Annotated in this window: 20 protein-coding genes; 6 read left to right on the forward strand and 14 right to left on the reverse strand. The window is 37.8% G+C overall.

The window, feature by feature from the left end:
* Positions 1-541: 541 nt before the first annotated feature.
* The 3 genes from QF044_RS11485 to glsA form a co-directional block, all read right to left on the reverse strand.
* A complete protein-coding gene (locus QF044_RS11485) occupies positions 542-1,150 on the reverse strand; it encodes a hypothetical protein (protein ID WP_307267204.1) in 609 nt (202 codons plus the stop codon).
* Between the two features lie 239 nt (positions 1,151-1,389).
* A complete protein-coding gene (locus tag QF044_RS11490) occupies positions 1,390-1,515 on the reverse strand; it encodes a hypothetical protein (RefSeq protein WP_307267206.1) in 126 nt (41 codons plus the stop codon).
* 66 nt (positions 1,516-1,581) lie between these two features.
* Entirely contained in the window at positions 1,582-2,595 is a 1,014-nt protein-coding gene (gene glsA, locus QF044_RS11495; protein WP_307267209.1) for a glutaminase A, read from the reverse strand.
* 245 nt (positions 2,596-2,840) lie between these two features.
* On the opposite strand from glsA, the gene QF044_RS11500 reads away from it, so the two are divergent.
* The 5 genes from QF044_RS11500 (at position 2,841) to QF044_RS11520 (ending at position 6,018) form a co-directional block, all read left to right on the forward strand.
* A complete protein-coding gene (locus QF044_RS11500; RefSeq protein WP_307267211.1) occupies positions 2,841-3,251 on the forward strand; it encodes a hypothetical protein in 411 nt (136 codons plus the stop codon).
* A 422-nt stretch (positions 3,252-3,673) separates the two neighbouring features.
* On the forward strand, positions 3,674-3,850 hold the full coding sequence (locus tag QF044_RS11505) for a hypothetical protein (protein WP_307267213.1): 177 nt from the start codon (positions 3,674-3,676) through the stop codon (positions 3,848-3,850).
* Positions 3,851-4,225: 375 nt separating this feature from the next.
* Positions 4,226-4,582: a two-component system response regulator gene (locus QF044_RS11510; protein WP_307267216.1), complete on the forward strand. Its 357-nt coding sequence runs from the start codon at positions 4,226-4,228 to the stop codon at positions 4,580-4,582.
* Between the two features lie 115 nt (positions 4,583-4,697).
* Positions 4,698-5,396, forward strand: a complete 699-nt coding sequence (locus QF044_RS11515) for a DUF1826 domain-containing protein (RefSeq protein WP_307267218.1) — start codon at positions 4,698-4,700, stop codon at positions 5,394-5,396.
* A gap of 133 nt (positions 5,397-5,529) precedes the next feature.
* A complete protein-coding gene (locus QF044_RS11520) occupies positions 5,530-6,018 on the forward strand; it encodes a cupin domain-containing protein (RefSeq protein ID WP_307267220.1) in 489 nt (162 codons plus the stop codon).
* Positions 6,019-6,078: 60 nt separating this feature from the next.
* Here QF044_RS11520 and QF044_RS11525 read toward each other — a convergent pair whose 3' ends face one another.
* The 6 genes from QF044_RS11525 to QF044_RS11550 all read right to left on the reverse strand — a co-directional run bounded on the left by QF044_RS11525 (position 6,079) and on the right by QF044_RS11550 (position 11,150).
* Positions 6,079-6,285 carry an ArsR family transcriptional regulator gene (locus tag QF044_RS11525; RefSeq protein WP_307267222.1) on the reverse strand — a complete coding sequence of 69 codons (207 nt, stop codon included), beginning with the start codon at positions 6,283-6,285 and terminating at the stop codon, positions 6,079-6,081.
* Between the two features lie 40 nt (positions 6,286-6,325).
* A complete protein-coding gene (locus tag QF044_RS11530) occupies positions 6,326-7,147 on the reverse strand; it encodes an HAD family hydrolase (RefSeq protein ID WP_307267225.1) in 822 nt (273 codons plus the stop codon).
* 77 nt (positions 7,148-7,224) lie between these two features.
* Positions 7,225-8,274, reverse strand: a complete 1,050-nt coding sequence (locus tag QF044_RS11535; protein WP_307267227.1) for a UDP-glucose--hexose-1-phosphate uridylyltransferase — start codon at positions 8,272-8,274, stop codon at positions 7,225-7,227.
* Positions 8,258-9,442, reverse strand: a complete 1,185-nt coding sequence (galK, locus tag QF044_RS11540) for a galactokinase (protein ID WP_307267228.1) — start codon at positions 9,440-9,442, stop codon at positions 8,258-8,260. The genes QF044_RS11535 and galK overlap by 17 nt, the downstream gene beginning before the upstream one ends.
* Positions 9,443-9,534: 92 nt before the next feature.
* Entirely contained in the window at positions 9,535-10,188 is a 654-nt protein-coding gene (gene fsa / locus QF044_RS11545; protein WP_307267230.1) for a fructose-6-phosphate aldolase, read from the reverse strand.
* A gap of 89 nt (positions 10,189-10,277) precedes the next feature.
* Positions 10,278-11,150, reverse strand: coding sequence for an AraC family transcriptional regulator (locus tag QF044_RS11550; protein WP_307267232.1), 873 nt, complete (start codon positions 11,148-11,150; stop codon positions 10,278-10,280).
* Positions 11,151-11,310: 160 nt separating this feature from the next.
* Between QF044_RS11550 and QF044_RS11555 the strand changes: the two genes are divergently transcribed.
* Complete coding sequence (locus QF044_RS11555) at positions 11,311-11,907, forward strand: hypothetical protein (protein ID WP_307267235.1); 597 nt, start codon at positions 11,311-11,313, stop codon at positions 11,905-11,907.
* Positions 11,908-12,026: 119 nt separating this feature from the next.
* Here QF044_RS11555 and QF044_RS11560 read toward each other — a convergent pair whose 3' ends face one another.
* Genes QF044_RS11560 through QF044_RS11580 form a run of 5 tightly spaced genes read right to left on the reverse strand, consistent with a single transcriptional unit; the run spans position 12,027 to position 19,583 of the window.
* Positions 12,027-14,060, reverse strand: a complete 2,034-nt coding sequence (locus QF044_RS11560; protein ID WP_307267236.1) for an alpha-glucuronidase — start codon at positions 14,058-14,060, stop codon at positions 12,027-12,029.
* Between the two features lie 27 nt (positions 14,061-14,087).
* On the reverse strand, positions 14,088-15,062 hold the full coding sequence (locus QF044_RS11565) for a glycoside hydrolase family 43 protein (protein WP_307267238.1): 975 nt from the start codon (positions 15,060-15,062) through the stop codon (positions 14,088-14,090).
* A gap of 21 nt (positions 15,063-15,083) precedes the next feature.
* Positions 15,084-16,193, reverse strand: a complete 1,110-nt coding sequence (locus QF044_RS11570) for an endo-1,4-beta-xylanase (protein ID WP_307267240.1) — start codon at positions 16,191-16,193, stop codon at positions 15,084-15,086.
* Between the two features lie 11 nt (positions 16,194-16,204).
* Positions 16,205-17,650, reverse strand: coding sequence for an MFS transporter (locus QF044_RS11575; RefSeq protein WP_307267243.1), 1,446 nt, complete (start codon positions 17,648-17,650; stop codon positions 16,205-16,207).
* A gap of 28 nt (positions 17,651-17,678) precedes the next feature.
* The gene (locus tag QF044_RS11580) at positions 17,679-19,583 is read right to left on the reverse strand and encodes a sialate O-acetylesterase (protein WP_307267245.1); all 1,905 of its coding nucleotides are present in this window, start codon (positions 19,581-19,583) and stop codon (positions 17,679-17,681) included.
* Between the last annotated feature and the right edge of the window lie 31 nt (positions 19,584-19,614).

The raw sequence follows: 19,614 nt of genomic DNA on the forward strand, positions 1-19,614 counted from the left end.
AAGCTCACCCTTTCGGGATAAGAGCATTATTATTACGACGGAATAAAAGTAATAAATTTATACTAAATTTTTAATCATAAATAAAATTTAATAACAAATTATTAATAATAAATTATTATAAATTTAAATATCATTAAAAAAAGTAGTTTATGTTTTTATTGTCAGAAATACAACGGTACAGTCTATACTATTCAATTATAAAGATTTATAACTAATAATATAAGTCAAATATAGAAATAAAAAATAAAATAAATCAAAAATAAGAGAATTATTTTTCCAATATTACAAAAATATAATACGCCTACAAAAGTGTATGAATTCTGGAAAAACTGAGCTTGATGATTTGTTAAAAAAAATCATAAAATTCAGGAGTTTGAAAAAACAATGACAAAAAAATAACGTTACCGGGAAGCAACGTTATGAGAATAAGAAGATTATAAAACCTCTTTTATTGTTCGATTGGGAAAATTATCCCATTTCTTGAGAGGGATTTTAATGACTAAAACAGGATTATGTTCATTTTAAGTTGTTTTGACAATGATCAGTAAAATTGCTTTACGATATCAATAATTTCAGTTTCAGGATCCATAAAGAGATACATATTTCCCTCATCATGGAAAAAATCACTTTTTTTTATTTCAATCTGTCCTAAAAAGAACAGAGGTTGATTGTTTTTAACAGGCCATTCCGGATTCTGTAACCACTTGGGTGGTTTAGTCTGGTATTTAAAAAGTTCCCTATAGCGCTGTTTTATGTATTGTTTCTGTTCAGATTTTGAAAGTGTTTTGTCTTTTGGCAGAATATGCTGCTCAATAAATCCTGCATCAGCGTCTATATATTTGGGGCTGGTATTCAAAATGAATTCATACTCATCAGACTTTTGTGGGGAAGCTGTGATCTCTACTCCAATTTTGCTTAAAAACAGTTGAACCGTTCCGTGAGCGTTGAGCCTTCCTTCAGCATTTTTATAATCCTGCTCAACCAGATAAAAGTAAGCAGTGGTGTTTTGTAAATAAGTTCCCTGCCAATCTATTGCCGGATCTGAAAGCTGTTTTTCCAAATCCTGATTGTTATAAAGCTGCTGCTCAAAATCCTGATCGGAAAGCTTACCTTCCACGAAATCTTTTAAAATCTGTATTTCATCTGCCATCTGTCAGTATTTTTTTCCGTCATAGAAGACGAATGACCAAATTTAAGTCAAAAAAATTACACCAGAACGGTAAAAGAATCTGCATGATCTGCAAAATTGGTGAGACCTATTTTAAGCTCGCAGATTTTGCTGATCAGGCAGAGGTTTATATTGTATTTAAAGCATTATCAGGTTGTTTGGATCAATCCCTGTTCCCGCTTTTGGCTTGCCGTACCGCCTGATTGTCTTTTTGATTAAATCTAATAAACCAGCGTTAACCGATACCGCGCGGCATTAGGAATATTGGTCTGGCTGATTTCATAATCTGTTCCTACGGTTCTGCTGTTTGACTTTCGTATTCCAAAAAGGTTACTGACATCGAACATCAGGGTTGCTTTATCTTTTAAAAACGTTTTGCTGAGTCCCTGAATTTTACAACGAAGGCGACTTCTTTAAAATAAACTCAGGTCGTACTGTTTCACAAGATCTAAAATCATATGATAGCCCGCTGCAGAATTTCCATGCTGATCTAACGCAGGGCTGAAAACACCGATCCCCATTTTTCCGGGAACACTTACGGTAATTCCGCCTCCAACTCCGGACTTGCTCGGCAATCCTACTGTTCGTGAATACTCTCCACTGAACTCATACATTCCGGCAGTCAGCATCTGGGATTCTACCAGCTTTGCCATTTCTGCATTTTTGTATGCTGAATCTCCATCGAACCGAACGCATTGATTGGCAAAGAAATAACCTATTTTAGCCAAATCTTCCGCCGTCAGCTCAATAGAGCACTGTTTGAAATAATTATCCAGCTGGTCTTCATTTCCGGAAATCAGTCCGTTGTTTTTCATCAGGTAAAACATACCACGGTTACGGTGTCCGGTAGATTTTTCAGATTGATAAACGGATGTATTATAATCAATTGTCTGATTTTTGGTGATGTATCGCACCATATCCAAAATTTTCAGAAATGGTTTTTCGCCTTCTCCTGAAATTAAGGAAGTGGTAAGAATGGCTCCGGCATTCATCATCGGGTTCAATGGCTTTCCTGTGGTTTCAAGATTTGAAAAATAATTGAACGGTTTATCGGTTCCGAAATAGCCCATTTTATCAAAGATATTGGCTTCGCCTTTTTCACTCACAGCGATCATCAATGCAATGATTTTGGAGATACTCTGCATGGTAAATTTCTTATGAACATCCCCGACATTAAATATTTTCCCATTTTTTTCTACTACCGAAAAGGCAATGGCTCTGGCATCTATCTTTCCCAGCTCGGGAATATAATCTGCTACTTTACCCTGAGTATAATAGGTTCTGTTTTTTTCCAGAATACTGCTTAATGATTTTTCCGAAATGGTTGTAATATCTGCTGTTTTCTGAGCGTAAATTACTGTGTTTAAAGTAAGAAAAGCTGCAATACATATTCCTTTTGCAGAAAATAAAAAGCTGTTTTTGTTCATAAAGGTATTTTTGGCCAATATTTTATCATCAGCCCTGAAAAACAAAGATAAAGTATTTCATGCTTTGCCAGCAAATATCAAAAAATCCAAGTACTGGTAATGATTTCGACAAGATTAAGTATTTCTACCCAAAATTATAATTGGTCATTTGTACTCTAATACAGATCCGGTCTTCTTTGTTACTTTGAAATACGGATTTACTCAGAAATCCATTATCAGAAACTAATCAACCAAAATTATTCATCATGGAAACAGCAAATGTAAACGTAAATTCATCCGGTCAGCTTCAATTAGGGAACGGAGCTCAATTCTGGGTGTATCTTTCACCTCAGAATAATACCGCCAAAATGATCTCAACATGGCGTGTGACATTTTCACAAGGCAACTGGAGCGAATCGATTTCGAGCGAGAATCCTACGAAACAGATCCAAACTCCTAACCTTTCAGGAATTTTTGACATTAAAGTGGAGCTTCTAAGCGGTTCAACCGGTACTTGGCGCCAGATTCCACCTCAGCAGGGAAGCCATAACGAAATTGGCTGTAATTCCAACTGTGCCTCTATGGTAGGGATCGTTGCCGACAGTACGAATCCGTTTCCAGGTGCTATTAATGCTCATTTTTGGACAACGTGGGACGCTATGTGTAAAGCGCATTAAATGCAGGGGCGGATGGGCTGGAAGTTAATAGTGGAATTGTATTCGTTTTTTTAAATTTCAATCCCTTTCCTCAGTTTTAAGCTTACCTAGCTCATTATCAGAGTCTTATTCTGAATTAAATTAAAATAATTAAACCGCCTCATTTTAGGTATGAGGCGGTTTTAAATTTAAAAATATAATAAGATGTGGAAACCCGTAAGGTGCCTTGTTTGAAGTAATTTACCTTTACTTAAGTTAACCAAAAAATAATAAAATGACTAAAGTAAAATCTATTAAACCAGGCCCTAAACCTGATAAATCTGACGGAACACCGGACAGGAGAAGAAGGGTTACCCCTGAAACGAAACCTAAACACCGATCTTAAACCTCATATTCACAAACCCGGTGAGAAATAAAATAGCTTCAATATAAACTTTAATACTATGAAAAAACTGATCTCATTCATTGCAGTAATACTATTTGTAATTTCTTTTCAAAATTTAGATGCCCAGAAAAGGTATTCAGGAAAAAGGCATTCTTCCAGTCATAGAGGAAGTTCTCATAAAGGAGGTACTTACAAAAATGCAAAAACAGGAAATAGATACGGAAAACATAAGTAGTAAAAATATACAATACTTTAATTATTTGTTTGTTGAGTGGAGGCTGTCATCAAGACAGCCTCTTCATTGATCACTAACTGCAGGTATTGTAAAAGAACTTATTGCGGAACAAATTGTCATCACTCATTCCGCAGCGTTAAATGTATGTAAGGAATTTTCACATTTTTGATTTCTGAGAAACTGATAAACCCAATCTGTTAAAGTCCCTTTCGCTTATATCATCACTGTTTTGATTTTTTATATGTTCATGAATCAGATGATTTGCTTTCTGGTTATTTCCATTTTGTGCAGGAATAGTATAAGGTTTGTTTTCAAAATTTTTAAGTAGTTCAAATGTTAAACTTTTCTTATATTTATATTACTAAAAAAAAGCAAATGAAGAAAAAAGTTGTCCTTATTCAGGATAATGAAGATATTCTGGAAATAATGGATCAGGTATTAGAGGACGAAGGATTTGATGTTACTGCATCATTAACAACCGAACCTATTGAAAAAATCGACGAGATCGAACCGGATGTTGTTATTGTAGATGATCACATCAGGGGAAATAAAAAGGGATCAAAAGTGATTGAAGAATTAAAGACAGACCCTGAAACGGAAGACGTTTCTGCTGTACTTACTTCTACATCCTATGACCTTGCTGAAAAAGCAAAGGAATGCAAAGCTGACGACTATATTGAAAAGCCATTTGATATCGATCATATGATTAATGTTGTTAAAAAGAACTCCTGATTGACCTGTCAAAATATAATATTAGAAGCATATTAAAAAAAAACACCCTTATTAACGAATTTAAAAATCTTATTTTTGCATAGAATCAAGCGGTATCAATTGTTTCTTCCAAAACATGAACAATACATTTTCTGACCACCAACAAATTGGAGTGGTTTCTACTTTTTCTGAACTTGTCAACACCCATTTTCAGGGAGTTATGAATGCTATTTGCTGGCATAGAAAATTAGACGGTGATTTTAAAGAAATTGTGTCTCAGCTTCAGCTAAAAGATAACATTACAGAAGTTTCTCCTGAAGATCTTTTAGCGCTCCAACTATCGGAAAAAGGGAATCTGGCCAGGGAAATCATCTTAAATGATCTACAGTTATTAACTGATTTCGGAGCATTACCTTCTCTTAATTTACTTAAAAATTACGAACGGGATAATGAGCTTGATTTCATTTCTACAGATGTATATTCTTTTCATGTCGACCGCTCCCCCATCGGAACAGATACTTTTTTGTGTACCTATCATGGTGCTGCAAGTGACATTCTACCCAATCATCAGGCTGAACAAAAAATTCTGATTCCGGAAATCCGGGAAAAGCTTAAAGAATTGCATGACGGTCCGGATACGGAATTTGAAACTTTCCTGAAAGACTATTTTTTCGATCTGCATTATCAAGCTAAGCCCAACGCAGAACCAATCAATTTAGAGTCAGGACACCTCTGGCGTCTAGCGGTAGATCATCCGACCCAGCAAGTTTTACCCTGTATACACCGGGCTCCTGTTGAAAGCGATGGTGAATATCGATTGCTTCTGATTTGTTAAATGATGATCTGATACATTAAACTTTTTATTATTCTGAATAGAACGGTTCTTTAATGAAATCTATTTTGCTTGCGCCTTTTTATAATTTTTGGTACATTGATCTCCGTTGTTATAAAATTAATATTTAACGAATATGGCTGATACAGTTATATTATCTGAAGGAGCAGAATTTGATCACGTTATACAGGAAGTTTCAAAACACATCCACCTGTATGTCATGGCATTTGAAAAAAGCGAGCGTACCATTATCCGTATAGATAAACGTGAAAATATGTATGGCGGAAAAGGAATTGTATACATGATCCAAATGTTCGATCAGAAGGAACTGGCGAATAATCGTCTGGCTGCTTATATGGTTTTATTGAATACAGGCGATGAATCCGGGTTTCACACCCACAATGAAAGGAATGAGGAAGAACTGTATGTCGTAGTGCATGGAACCGGAGAATATCGTGAAAGAACCGGAATAGAAGGACCAATACGTAAAAAGAAGCTTCAAAAAGGAGACATCACAGCCATTAGTTCCATTGGTTATCATTCTATAGAAAACACTGGTGATGAGCCTTTAATCATGTTTGTGATTACTACTAACAATCCGTCATCTGAACATATAGCAAACTAGCAGCTTTTGAAATAAAACTATTGAAGTACTAGAATAGAATAGAAATGCAGCTGGTAATTATTATTCAGGCTTTATGAGCGAAAGATCAAGTCCCAGTTTTGTAAATTCTATCTGCCCTTTTTCGGTAATATAATAATTTCGGTCTGCAGGGCTATCCTTTGCAATCCAGCCTTTATCAACGAATTGCTCTAAAAGAAGCTGTCCTAGTTTTCCACCAATATGCTCATAGCAGATTTTGGCTGGTTTTCTGTCGTTTGATTTGCTCATTTTCTGGTTTTAAGTTAATGATTCAGATCTCTAGTAAACATTACAATCCTGCCTGACAAATCAAATTCAAGTGCAGGTAATCCTTAATGGTTTTCAATACTCCAAAGCTGTCATTAGTGCAGGCTTCAAAGCTGGCTACCTGCTTCACATTCGGATGGGCATTTTTCATAGCGTACGAGTATTTGGCATTCTTCAGCATTTCTATATCGTTCATATAATCTCCAAAAGCCATGGTATGTTCAGCAGAAATCCCAAGAGACTTTTGGAGTATTTTCAGAGCATTCCCTTTATTGATATCTTTATTCATGACATCGAGCCAATATTCTCCGGAAATGACTACTTCCAGACCAAAGTCTTCAAATCTTTTAAGGACAGGGTAAAGGTATTTTTCAGCACCATCCGGGTGATAAACAGCAATTTTAAAGGCTGTATCATCAATTTTTTCCGTAAGGTCGTCTTTTTTCATATTTTCGGTATAATACTTCGAAAAAAAATCTACAAACTGCTGATCATCAGTTTCATAATAAGCCATTTTTTTAGCTGACAATACTGCTTTGGCGCCCGTTATTTCACGAACAGCCTTTATGATCTCCACAATATATTTATATTCCAAAGTATCGGCAAAAAGTTCCTGGTCTTTATAAACCACATAGCCGCCATTTTCAGCAATAAAACCGATCTCACTTTCTATATCTCCGAAATAATGGGTAATACCTGGCATCTGTCTTCCGCTTGCGGGTACGAATACAATGTTTCTTTTTTTCAGTTCTTTATAAACATCTGAAAACTCAGGGCTCATTTCATGGCTGGAATTGAGAAATGTCCCATCCATGTCCGTCACAATTAATTTAATCTGCTCCATAATTTTATTGGGAAAAGCAATATTCTGCATGTATCAGCATCACAATTTGCTTATTCTTTCCAAAGATATTGATTTTATTATTTCTTCTTATAATGAATAGTTGGCAGACTTCTTAATATTTCTGCACTCTGCTCCGGGGTAATATCCCGCTGAGGCTCTGCCAGCATTTCATATCCTACCATAAATTTTTTAATTTCTGCACTCCGGAGCAGTGGTGGATAAAAATGCATATGAAAATGCCATTCAGGATGCTCTTCACCATCTGTAGGAGATTGGTGAATACCTGCAGAATAAGGAAATGACGTTTCAAAAATATTGTCGTATATCGTGGTCAGATCCTTGATAATGGCTGCAAGAGATTCTTTTTCCTTTTCAGAAAATGCAGCAATATTTTCTCTTTTCTGTTTACTGACAATCATCGTTTCGTAAGGCCATGACGCCCAAAACGGTACCAATGCTGCAAAATGATCATTTTCTGTGATCATACGTTCAGCAGCTATGATCTCCTGATTAAGATAATCCTCCAGTAACGTTCTTCCATTTTTTTCAAAATAGGATTTCAAATTTTCCTGGGTTTTCTGAACCATCGCCGGAATTGATGACTGCGCCCATATCTGGCCATGCGGATGAGGATTGCTGCAGCCCATAATGCTTCCTTTATTTTCAAAAATCTGCACATAATTGATATGATCCAAAGCAGCCAATTCATTAAACTGATTCTGCCAGACTTCTACCACATCTTTGATCTGTTCCACGGACATTTCCGGTAAGGTAAGACTGTGATCTTCGGAAAAGCAAACCACCCTGTTGATTCCACGTTCCGGAAGAAGGGTAAAAAATCCGGAATGTTCACCGGAAAAATCAACTTCTTCATTCAGCAATGCTCCGAAATCATTGTCAAAGACATAAACTCCCCTGTACACAGGATTTTGAGATCCATTAGCTCGCCTGTTTCCGGAACAGAGATAGCAGGCCGAATGGTATACAGACCGGTTTTCTTCTGTGATTTCTTCTTCCTGTCCCTGCCATGGACGGTTAGCCCGCTGTGGGGAAACCAGAATCCATTCATTCAAAAGAGGGTTATATCTTCTGTGAGGATGCTTTTTACGGTCAAACGATGTATTCATTGGTATATTCTTTTATCCCATCGGAAATTTTAACATGATAAACTTTCATCTGAATATTGAATTCTTTCAGATATTTTTCACTTATGGTCCGGATCACTTCTTCAGCCCTATCTTCCTGAATAAGGTTAATGCTGCAGCCTCCAAAGCCTCCGCCCATTATTCTTGCTCCCAGCACCCCCTTCTGCTGTACTGTTTTTTCCACTAAAAAATCAAGTTCATTGCAGCTGACCTCAAACTCAGTAGAAAGTCCGGCATGGGTTTCTGTCAGAAGGGCCCCAAGATATTGAATGTTTCCTTCTGAAAGTGCCTTAGCTGCCAGTTCTACTCGCTGAATTTCTTTCAGGAGATAGAGACATCTTTTGTACGAAATACTTCCCATTTCTTCTTTTGTGGTATCAAGCATAGGCACTGTAAAATCCCTGAATTTTTCTATTTCCGGGAAGTTTTTCCATAAAGCTTTTTTGCCCTGTTCCACATCTTTACGCCGTTCATTATAGCCGGATGTCAGATGGCTATGCTTTACACAGCTATCAAAAAGCAACAAGCTGTATCCTTGAAGGTCTGCATCAAAATACAGATGTTCCAGAGAATTACAGTCGAGCATGATCACTTTATTTTCTTTTCCGAAAACAGAGGCAAACTGATCCATAATTCCGCACTGAACTCCGGCAAAAGAATGTTCTGCATTTTGCCCGATCACGGCAATATCTTTTTTTGATATCCGAAGATCGAAAAGTTCGTTGAGGATATAGGCAAAACCGCATTCGAGGGCTGCTGATGAAGAAAGTCCTGCTCCCATCGGAATAGTGCTGCTGAAAACAATCTCCATTCCGCAAAAAAAACTTTCCGGCTTCTGTAACTGGCTGAAAACACCCAGAATATAGTTCATCCACATCTGCTTAACAGGCTTTACCTCACCGGTAACATCAAATGTGTATTCTTCTTCCAGATCTTTGGCTACAATGGTACACAGGTTAGTCTGAGAAAGTTTACGGACCGCAAAACAGATGTATTTGTCTATAGCGGCAGGAAGTACAAAACCGTCACTATAGTCTACATGCTCACCGATAATATTAATTCTCCCGGGAGAAAGGAAAATGTGTTCCGGCTCTGCGTTGAACTCCGCTTTAAACTTTTGGATGGTTGGGTTGATTAACTGTTCATGCATATGAATTGTCTCTGATAAAAAAGATTTGTGGGTAATTCAAAAGTATAAAACGACTAAACTTATAACAGAGGTTATATTTCTTTACCCGGATCTTATTTCATTTTTTGTGAATCTTTGATAAACTGGTCCAGGCCTGAATCTGTAAGAGGGTGCTTGAGAAGGGAAAGTATCGGATCCAGTGGACAGGTCACTACATCAGCTCCAATCTTAGCACAATTAATAATATGCATACTGTGACGGACTGAAGCAGCAAGAATCTGGGTCTGGAAGGCATAGTTATCATAAATAGTTCTGATTTCCGAGATCAGATGTAAACCGTCCGTCGAAACATCATCCAGCCTTCCCAGAAATGGAGAAACATAGGTTGCTCCCGCTTTGGCAGCCAACAGAGCCTGACCTGACGAGAAAACGAGTGTGCAGTTTGTTCTTATCCCTTTTTCAGAAAAATATCTGATGGCCTTCACTCCATCTTTAGTCATAGGAACCTTTACCACAATCCGGGGATCTAATGCAGCAAGCTCCTCTCCTTCCTGAACCATTTTTTCAAAAGTAACTCCTAATACTTCAGCACTTACATCTCCATCAACAATTTTGCAGATTTCAAGGTAGTGGTGATGGATGTTTTGTTTTCCGGAAATGCCTTCTTTCGCCATCAGCGAAGGATTGGTGGTTACTCCGTCCAGAACTCCGAGGCCATTGGCTTCCTCTATCATCGCCAGGTTGGCAGTGTCAATAAAAAACTTCATAGATTATAATATTATTATAAGTGTTAAATTTACACTTATATTTTAATAAATCATAATCTGCGGTTAAAATTTATTAATTTCCAGAAAAACTATTCCATGAAATAATTAAATTCTTTCCTGTATTGAGAGGGACTTTTCTGGATGTATTCTTTAAAGGTTTTATTAAAGTAGCTGAAATTGTTAAACCCGGATTCAAAGCATACTTCTGTTATGCTTAAAGGCTGTTCTGCAAGCAGTTTCAAAGCATGGGTAATCCTGTATTCGTTAACAAACCGGGTAAAGGTCTTGTTGGTAATTTTTTTAAAATACCGGCAAAAAGACGGCACTTTCATATGGGCAAGATCGGCAACTTCTTCCAGGGTAATTGCTTCTCTGAAATGGTCTTTTACATAATTAAATATAATATTGATTCTTTCATTGTCTTCAATCTGTGTCTGAAGGTAGTATTTTCCAGCATTTAAAATCCGGTAATCCTGAGTAACAGCCAATTCTTCCAATATTTTCAGAAACCTGCACAATTTATCCAACGGGGAAGCTTCATGCATCTCAACAATATCCTTACCTATAGACTTTTTCACCAGCTCACCAAATACTATTCCTGCCTTGGATTTCTCAATCAACGCTGTTATTCTATGCATTTCAGGTATATTCCAGATATTCTCTCCTAAAAAATCCGGTTTAAACTGTATGACCATTTCATAATCATTATGCGTATTTTCATTGGTAAGCCCACAATGGGGAAGATTGCTTCCTATCAGTACAAGGTCACCATCCGAAAAATAGGAAATACTGCTTCCGATCTGTCTTTTTCCCGAGCCTTTACAGACAAAAATCAGTTCAATCTCAGGATGGTAGTGCCAGACATGAGATTTTATATTCTCATTGGTGAGAAATTTCAGGCTTGTAAAACAGCTTCCGATGGTAGGCTGTATGGCCTCAAAGGATGGATGTAGATGTTTCATAGATTTGAAATAATAATTTCATACACAAAATTAACAACAAATATACTAATAAAATAAAAACAAGGTTAATATAAGACATATATGTGAAAATTACATTGTAGCCTGATCAGTATTACTGCTTTAGATTTGCATTATCAATGATCACTAAAAGCCTTAACCTATGAGCACATTTTTAAAATCGGTATTTCTTGCAGGATCTTTATTGTTTTCAGCAAGTTTAATGAGTAAGGACAGGGACTTTTCCCTTTCTTTTGGAAACGTACAGGCCAAAACCTTAAATTTTGAGCTTTCAAACGCCAGGAATGTATCTGTTTTTGTATACAACAGTGCAAATGATGAATTATATTCCGAAAATCTGGCGAATGAAGATCATATAACTAAGACTTATGATTTTCAGAGTTTTGTTCCGGGAACGTATTATCTGGTGGCAGAATCAGAAATGAAAATAGAGAAATACAAGATAAAAATAAGTGCTGAGAATGTAATGGAAGTGGAAAAAACACCCATAAGCGCTGTAAATAAACCAAAATATACAATTTCAGGGCATATGGCAAAACTTTATATGTCTGATGTGAAAGGGCCAGTAAGCATTTCAGTGTATGACCTTTCCAATACAACTTATTACACCTCCAGCAAACAATATTCTGACGGCAAAGTCGATATTACTTTTGACCTTGACCCTAAAACAGCAGACCAATATATAATCAGGGTTGAAGAAAACGGGAATGTTTTTAATAAAATGATTTCTCTTCGATAAACCGGATTATTTCCATACGATCTTTAGATCATTCCAAATTATATTGGATTAAATTTTACTTACAATCTATTCTTTGAGGTAGCTCTAATTTCTAATCGGGAAAAAGAGCTACCTCATTTTTAATTGTGATGAGTCATATCAAGCTTAATCTTTTTCAGATCTTCGAGTTCATGAACAGGACGTTCAATGTCATAAGGAATCGGCCTTTTAGAAAAAGTCTGGAAATAAAGAAGGCAGGCATCTTTCCACCATACTGCATCCCTGGACTGAATTCTGAGTTTTGACTGAACATCAGCAAACCGCTGTTCATCTATATAAGGTTCCATTCTATCCCATATTTTCTGATAATCCCTTACCTTTTTCACCCCCGAATCATAGGTATAGCACAATTGGTCCCATAATGTTTTTCCGTCTTTCATTGTATAGTCCCACGGAACATGATGAAACCATAGAATAAGATTTTCCTGGCAGGTTGAGATATTTCCGTACCTTTCATTAAGTGGTTGAAAATACTGTGAAACAGCATTACTTCCTGTTTTTGTTCTGTCGAAACCCACTCCCTGAGCATCAGCCTGATGATAATAGACAGGTGACCAGTCCGGTCTTCCGCCTTTATAATCTCCCCACGGTTCAGGGCCGTAATGATGGCCTCCCGCAAAGATATGGTGAAGGCCTAAAGGCATCATATAATCTACAGCAGTTTCCCTGGATGAGAGCATCATTTCTTTTACCGAAGCCAGAAAGTTTTGGTCATCGGTAAAGGTCATTTTAATCCATTCATCGGCAATCTGCTCAGAACTCAGCTGATGGTTCCATGCCAGTCTACCAAATGCATACCAGTTAGCCTGTGCAAAATGATGGCCCGTCCAGCTGGTATCTTCCCCGATATTGGCAACGGCTGAGATGGCTGTGATTTTTGCAGGCCTTAATGTACCGTCTGTAATTTTCGCAATCGTAGATCCCTGACCGTCAGAATAGGTATCGCTTTCCAGCGTTTCTTTGAATAAAGGAGCCAGAAAAACAAGATGGTTTGAAAAGCCCAGATATTCCTGTGTGATCTGAAACTCTACCATTTCAGAAGTTTTTTTCAAAGCACCGAAAAGAGGATTAAAAGCTTCCCGGGGCTGGAAATCAACTGGACCGTTTTTGATCTGAATAATGACATTATCCCTGAATTTACCGTCCTGAGGAACAAATTCGAGATAAGCCTGCTTTGCCCTGTCGTCTTTACTCGGACTGTAAACAAATGCTCTCCACATGACGATTCCATTATAAGGTTTCAATGCATCGGCCATCATATTGGCTCCGTCTGCGTGGGTTCTTCCGTAATCCTGAGGTCCCGGCTGCCCTTCTGAATTGGCTTTCACCAAAAATCCGCCGAAATCAGGAATCAATTTATAAATTTCAGCAGTTTTATCTTTCCACCACTTTTGTACGCCTTTATTCAATGGGTCTGAATTTTGTAATCCGCCCAGAACTTTGGGTGAAGAAAAATTCACGGAAAGATATACCTTTATCCCATAAGGTCTGAAAATATCGGCCAGAACCCTGACTTTTTTAAGATAATCTTCCCGAAGCATATTGGGAGATGCATTCACATTATTCAAAACAACGGAATTGATTCCTACAGAAGCATTAGCTCTTGCATATTCTTCGTAACGTGGAGAAATTTTTCCGGGTAGATCTTCCCATTTCCAAAGTGATCTTCCGGCGTAGCCTCTTTCAATACTTCCGTCCAGATTATCCCAATGGTTTAGAATCCTAACATCATATGAAGATTTTTCAATGCTGTTTAAGTGAGACAAATCGGCTTTTGTCTGCTGTAAGCGTAAAATATGATAGACGCCATACAAAAGTCCTATTTCTTTGCCTGCAGAAATAACAATTTTTTCAGGCGTGGAAACAATTCTGTAGCCGTCTTTCAGATTTTTGTCTTTATTTTCCGTACGAAGTTCTACCGCTTGCCCTTGCCAGTGGCTTGTTAGCTCTTTTCTGGCAATATTAAGGGTTGGACTGCTGCCTTTAGAAATAATTTTATCTGCCGATATTCCTTTTTTTGCAGGAAACCGAAGCCAGAGCTGACTTCCGTCCTCCGCGAAAATCAGTAATGGAATCATCAGAAAAAACACGGTGTAGAGTCTCAGATATTGCATTGAAAAATATTAAATAATTAAAAATTCCTATTGTCCGCCTTCCAGACCTTCAATAGTTTTGATTTTGCCTTCATGATCGTATTCCAGTTCAACAACTTTCATACTTCTCAACCATGTTTTCCCACCACTAGGAACAGAATCATGGAAAAATAAATACCATTTTCCTTTGAATTCCACAATGCTGTGATGGGTAGTCCACCCTACCACCGGAGTAAGAATTTCACCCTGAAAAGTAAACGGACCGTAAGGATTATCCCCGGTTGCATAGCAGATCAGGTGGGTATCTCCCGTAGAATAAGAAAAATAATATTTACCGTTGTACTGATGCATCCATGAGGCTTCAAAAAAGCGGTGTTTATCACCATGAAGCAGAGGTTTCCCGTTTTCACCGATGATGATAACGTCTTTAGGCGCTTCGGCAAATTCAAGCATATCATCGCTCAGCAGAGCGACCTTTGAGTGGATCGCAGGCTCATCATTCTCAGGAATTACAGCGGATTCAAGTGCTTTATTATCTCTGTAGCGCTGCAATTGGCCTCCCCAAATTCCTCCGAAGTACATATAATATTTTCCGTTATCTTCAAAAATGCAGGGATCGATGCTGTAGCTTCCCATCATCGGATGTTTTTCAGGAATAAAAGGACCATAAGGTTTATCACTTACTGCAACGCCGATTCTGAAAATATCATTTTGATCTTTCAGGGGAAAATACATATAATATTTCCCGTCTTTAAAGGCTACATCACAGTCCCAGAGCTGTCTCCCTGCCCATGGAATATCTTTTACCGAAAGGACTGCGCCATAATCTTTGATTTCTCCGCCGTCCACATCATCCATTGAGAAGACATGATAATCATTCATATCGAAATGGTCGCCGTTATCGTTTTCTTCTATTCCGCTTTCACGGTCGTGAGAAGGATAGATATAGATTTTATCTTCAAAAACATGAACGGAAGGATCTGCCATATAGTCTCCCGGGAATAAATATTTTGATTTTTTCATTAAGTAAAAATTCTTTTGATTTTAATTTTTCTCTGCAAGCTTTATTATTTTCCCTACAAGAGGTTTTTCCTGGTCTTTTCTGTCAAAAAGTAATGGGTAGTCTGTTCTTCCTTTCACCGGAAAGTCATTTTTCCAGGATTGTTTATCTGTGACCCCCCATAATGTTACTCTTCGTATTTTATCTTGATGTTTTAAAAATAAACTGAAGAAATCAAGATACCGTTTTTCCCATTTCATTTCTACATCTGCTGGAAGACCTTTTGTGTAGGGATTCATTTCTTTCTGATAAGCAACTTTATCCGAAACATTGGCGGAACTTCCCCATGGTGAAGGTAATGCACTAATTTCCAATTCTGTAATATTAACCTTAACCCCCGCGTTGGAATAAGCCAGAATAGCTTTTTCATATTCATCCATGGAAGGAGTATCCATTCCGACATGGGCCTGCATTCCAACACCATCAATACGGATCCCTCTTGATTTAAGCTTTTCAACCATTTTGATGACTGTTTTTACCTTTTCAGGGTACCATTCATTATAATCGTTGTAGTATAATTCCGCATTGGGATCTGCTTCCTGCGCATATTGAAATGCTAAAGGAATAAAATCTTCCCCCAGGATTTCGTAAAATTTACTTTTTCTGTACGATCCGTCTTCAAGAATGGCTTCGTTCACTACATCCCAACCTTTTACTTTACCTTTGTAACGAGAAACTACCGTTGTAATGTGGTTTTTCATGCGTTGTTTTAATATTTCCGGAGAAACATCCTTTCCATTTTTATCTGAAAAAAACCACTTTGGAAGCTGTGAATGCCAGATTAAAGTATGCCCAATGATGAACATATTATTTTTTAGTCCAAAATCAACAAATTTATCGGCATCATCAAAAAAGAATTTTCCTTCCTGAGGCTGCACAAACATAGATTTCATACAATTTTCGGCAACGATAGAACTGAATTGTTTTTTGATAATAGCTACTGCTTTCTGATCTTTTCCCTCAATCTGAGGAAGGCTCATGGCTGTTCCTATATAGAATTTATCCTGAAATGCTTTTTTTAAAGAACTTTCAGATTGCTGTGCTGACATCCCGGAAGCGGTAAGAGCTGCCAAACCAATTAAAATACGTTTCATAGTGATTATTTTTATTTTCTTCTATCAGCCAGATCCTTTTCAATCTGAACTTCCATTTTTTTGTTGATCTTATACAATAAAAGCAGGCCGCAGGCAATGAAAAACGGGATGGACGGAAATATGCTCACCAGCATTTTGGCTCCTGCCGCCACTGTTTCAGGCTGGATAATCTGTTCGTTACCATGTACCGAAATGTATCCGTATTTCCCTATGATTAAAGCGACCAGAGAACTTCCTATACTGAGACCTACTTTCAGTCCTACCATCATCGCAGAGAAAATAATAGCCGTTGCCCTGCGGTTGTTCTTCCATTCTGAATAGTCGGCAACATCAGCAATCATAGCCCACAAAAGCGGAGTGCTGATTCCGTAAAAGAATCCGTGTACAATCTGTGACAAAAACATAATTCCTACTGCTTTCGGAGGATAGAATATAAAAGAAAGGATAAACAAGGTAGAAATGAATAATGAGGCAATAAAAGTATCTCGTTTTCCAAATTTATCTGCAAGCTTTTTAGAGAAGGTGATCCCTACGATCATCATCACAATTCCTCCTGCATTAAACAATCCGAATCCTGCAGACTTTGGGTCTTCTCCGAAGAAGTTCATTCCAGCAGAATTAAAAAATGACGTAATAGGTGAAATAAAACTTTTCAATGCATTTTCATCCACATAATTGTTAAAATAATACACATAAGACCCTCCTTTCATCGCCAGTGTAATAAAGATAAATGCTGTTACAGTAAGCATAATGATCCATGGCCTGTTTTGAAATAAATCTTTTAAATCCTCTTTCAGGCTTGATTTCTGTTCCGGCTTGGGAATGATTCTTTCTTTGGTTGTAAAAAAGGTGATTAACAACATTACTGATCCGATTACAGCCAGCCATGTCATAACAGTTTCAATTCCCTGTGCCTTATCTCCGTGACCCACGTATAAGATGATAGGAAGCATAAATACCTGTACAAAAAACTGGGCAAACATTACGGCTACAAAACGATACGAAGAAATACTGTTCCTTTCGCTCATATCTCCTGTAATAACACCGCTCAAAGCAGCATAAGGTAAGTTATTGGATGCGTACAATAAAAGTAATAATGAATAGGTAACCGCAGCATAGATCATTTTACCCTGATAGGAAAAGTGAGGGGTGCTGAAAGCTAACAGTGCTGCAATACCAAGCGGTATAGCGGTAAATAAAATCCATGGACGGAATTTCCCCCATCGTGAACGTGTACGGTCTGCCAGTGCTCCTATAAACGGATTAAAGCCAAACCCAGCAATTAAACCTACAGTAAGAGTGATCAAAGAAGCATCTTCTGCTTTGAGTCCGTAAATATCTGTGTAAAAATAGGTCAGATAGGTCACTAAGGTCTGAAAAACAAGGTTGGCTGCCAGGTCTCCCAGGCTGTACCCCACTTTCTCCATTACCGATATTTTTTGTGGCTGATTATCCATTGAATTTGATATGATTTTCTATGTTAAATTATTTTTTTTCTGTTGTAAAAGGTGAAGCAGGAAGTCCGCTTTTGTTTTTAAGATTGCCATCAGGGTTATCTGCCCAATCGTAGCGTACAGCAACAGGACTTTTTACCTGATCATCCCATACAATGACTTTATTACCTTCTGTTTTTGCATTTGCCCATTGGTAGTTTCCATCTTTCTGCTTTATGGCAAAACCTTTGAGGTTTCCCTGCACCAGGTCATCTGTTCCCGGCTTAAAGGAAAGAATAATTTTATTTCCCTGTATTTTCATAGACTGGTAAACAGGTCCGTCGGCAATTATTTTTTTCCCGTCCCCGATTTTCAGAGCCTGTAAAGCCAGTCTGTCACCCACTGTTTTTTTATTGAGCGGATGAATATCGTTCCATTCTCCCAAATCAATGGTTACTGCCAGCCCTGTATAAGGAACATTGAGAGAAACCTGTCTCTGCTGCTCTCTCAGCTCCGCCCAGTTGCTCTCCACAGGAACATCTTTTTTTTCCATGAAATTGGCAAGCTGTACAATAAAGAATGGCAGATCACTTTTATTCCATTTTGAACGCCAGTCTGAGATCATTGTGGACAGCAAGTCTTCGTATTCTTTTGATTTCCCTGTATTACTTTCCCCCTGATACCAGATAAATCCTTTGATTTTATAATTGATCAGCGGATTAATCATAGCATTATAAAGTCCTACCGGTTTCCAGCGGATAAACGTTTGTCCGGGAGCCATTTTGTCCATTTTAGCTCCTATTTTATATTTCCATTCACCTTTCAGATCTGTTTTTTGTCCGTCAATTTCCAGATAATAGGGCTTATCGGCAATAAACTGTCCTTTTCCGCTGCCATTGATGACTCTTACCGTAATGATATTCTTTCCTTCTTTTAAAACACCTTTCGGAATATCGTACCAGCGTGGCGGATATTCATAGGTTACATTTCCTACCTTGATTCCATTGATATAAGTAACATCAGCATCTTTTATCCTTCCCAGATTTAAAAATGCAGTTTTCTGGTCTGCACCTTTGGGCAGGATAATTTCTTTACGGAACCATACCGAACCGTCAAACGGACCTTCCTGATCCTCCCACGATCCCGGAACCGTCATTGTTTTCCAGTCGGAAGCATTTACATCATCTTTTTCCCAATGCTGATTCAGCCCGATGTCACTCTGATCAAGCTCTGCATACCATGCTTTGCTTACTGACTGTTCCTGGGATTCCGTAGACTGTATCAGGGCATCATTTTTCCATTTTTCTGCTTCAGCCAGATATTCCGGATATTTGTTCAGTGATTTTTCATCCATCCAGGCCTGAACGGGAGAACCTCCCAGACTGGTATGAATGATTCCTACAGGAACTTTATTTTTTCCGTTAAGTTCTTTGGCAAAGAAATAAGCAACCCCTGAAAAATTAAGAATGGTCTGAGGGTCTGTACTTTCCCACTTTCCTCCGTCAAGATCATTTTGCGGAGCTTTAAAATTGTATTTCTGCGGAACTGTGAAGAATCTTATATCGTGATTATTGGCATTTTTAATTTCATTTTCGTAAAGAGGTTTCAGCCTGCGCATCGGAAGTTCCATATTGGATTGTCCTGAAGCTACCCAGACATCACCAATAAGAATATCTTTAAGGGTGATCTCATTAATTGTCATGATATAGGGGCCGCCGGCATTAAATTTTGGAAGCATAAGATTCCAGTTGCCATTTTGGTCAGCTGTGGCATTATAGGTCTTATTGATAAACTTAATCGTAATTTTTTCTCCTGCATCTGCAGATCCCCAGAGCTTCAGATCCTGATTTCTCTGGAGGACCATTCCGTCTGAAACCAAGGCAGGCAGCCTTACTTTTGCATGAAAACTGCAAATTGCTGCCAGAAAAAATAATAAGTTTAGGGTTCTGTTTTTCATGGAAAAATCTGTTTTTTAGTTTTGTTTCAGC

Origin of the sequence: Chryseobacterium sp. W4I1 (assembly GCF_030816115.1) — a bacterium.
Classification (GTDB): Bacteria; Bacteroidota; Bacteroidia; order Flavobacteriales; family Weeksellaceae; genus Chryseobacterium.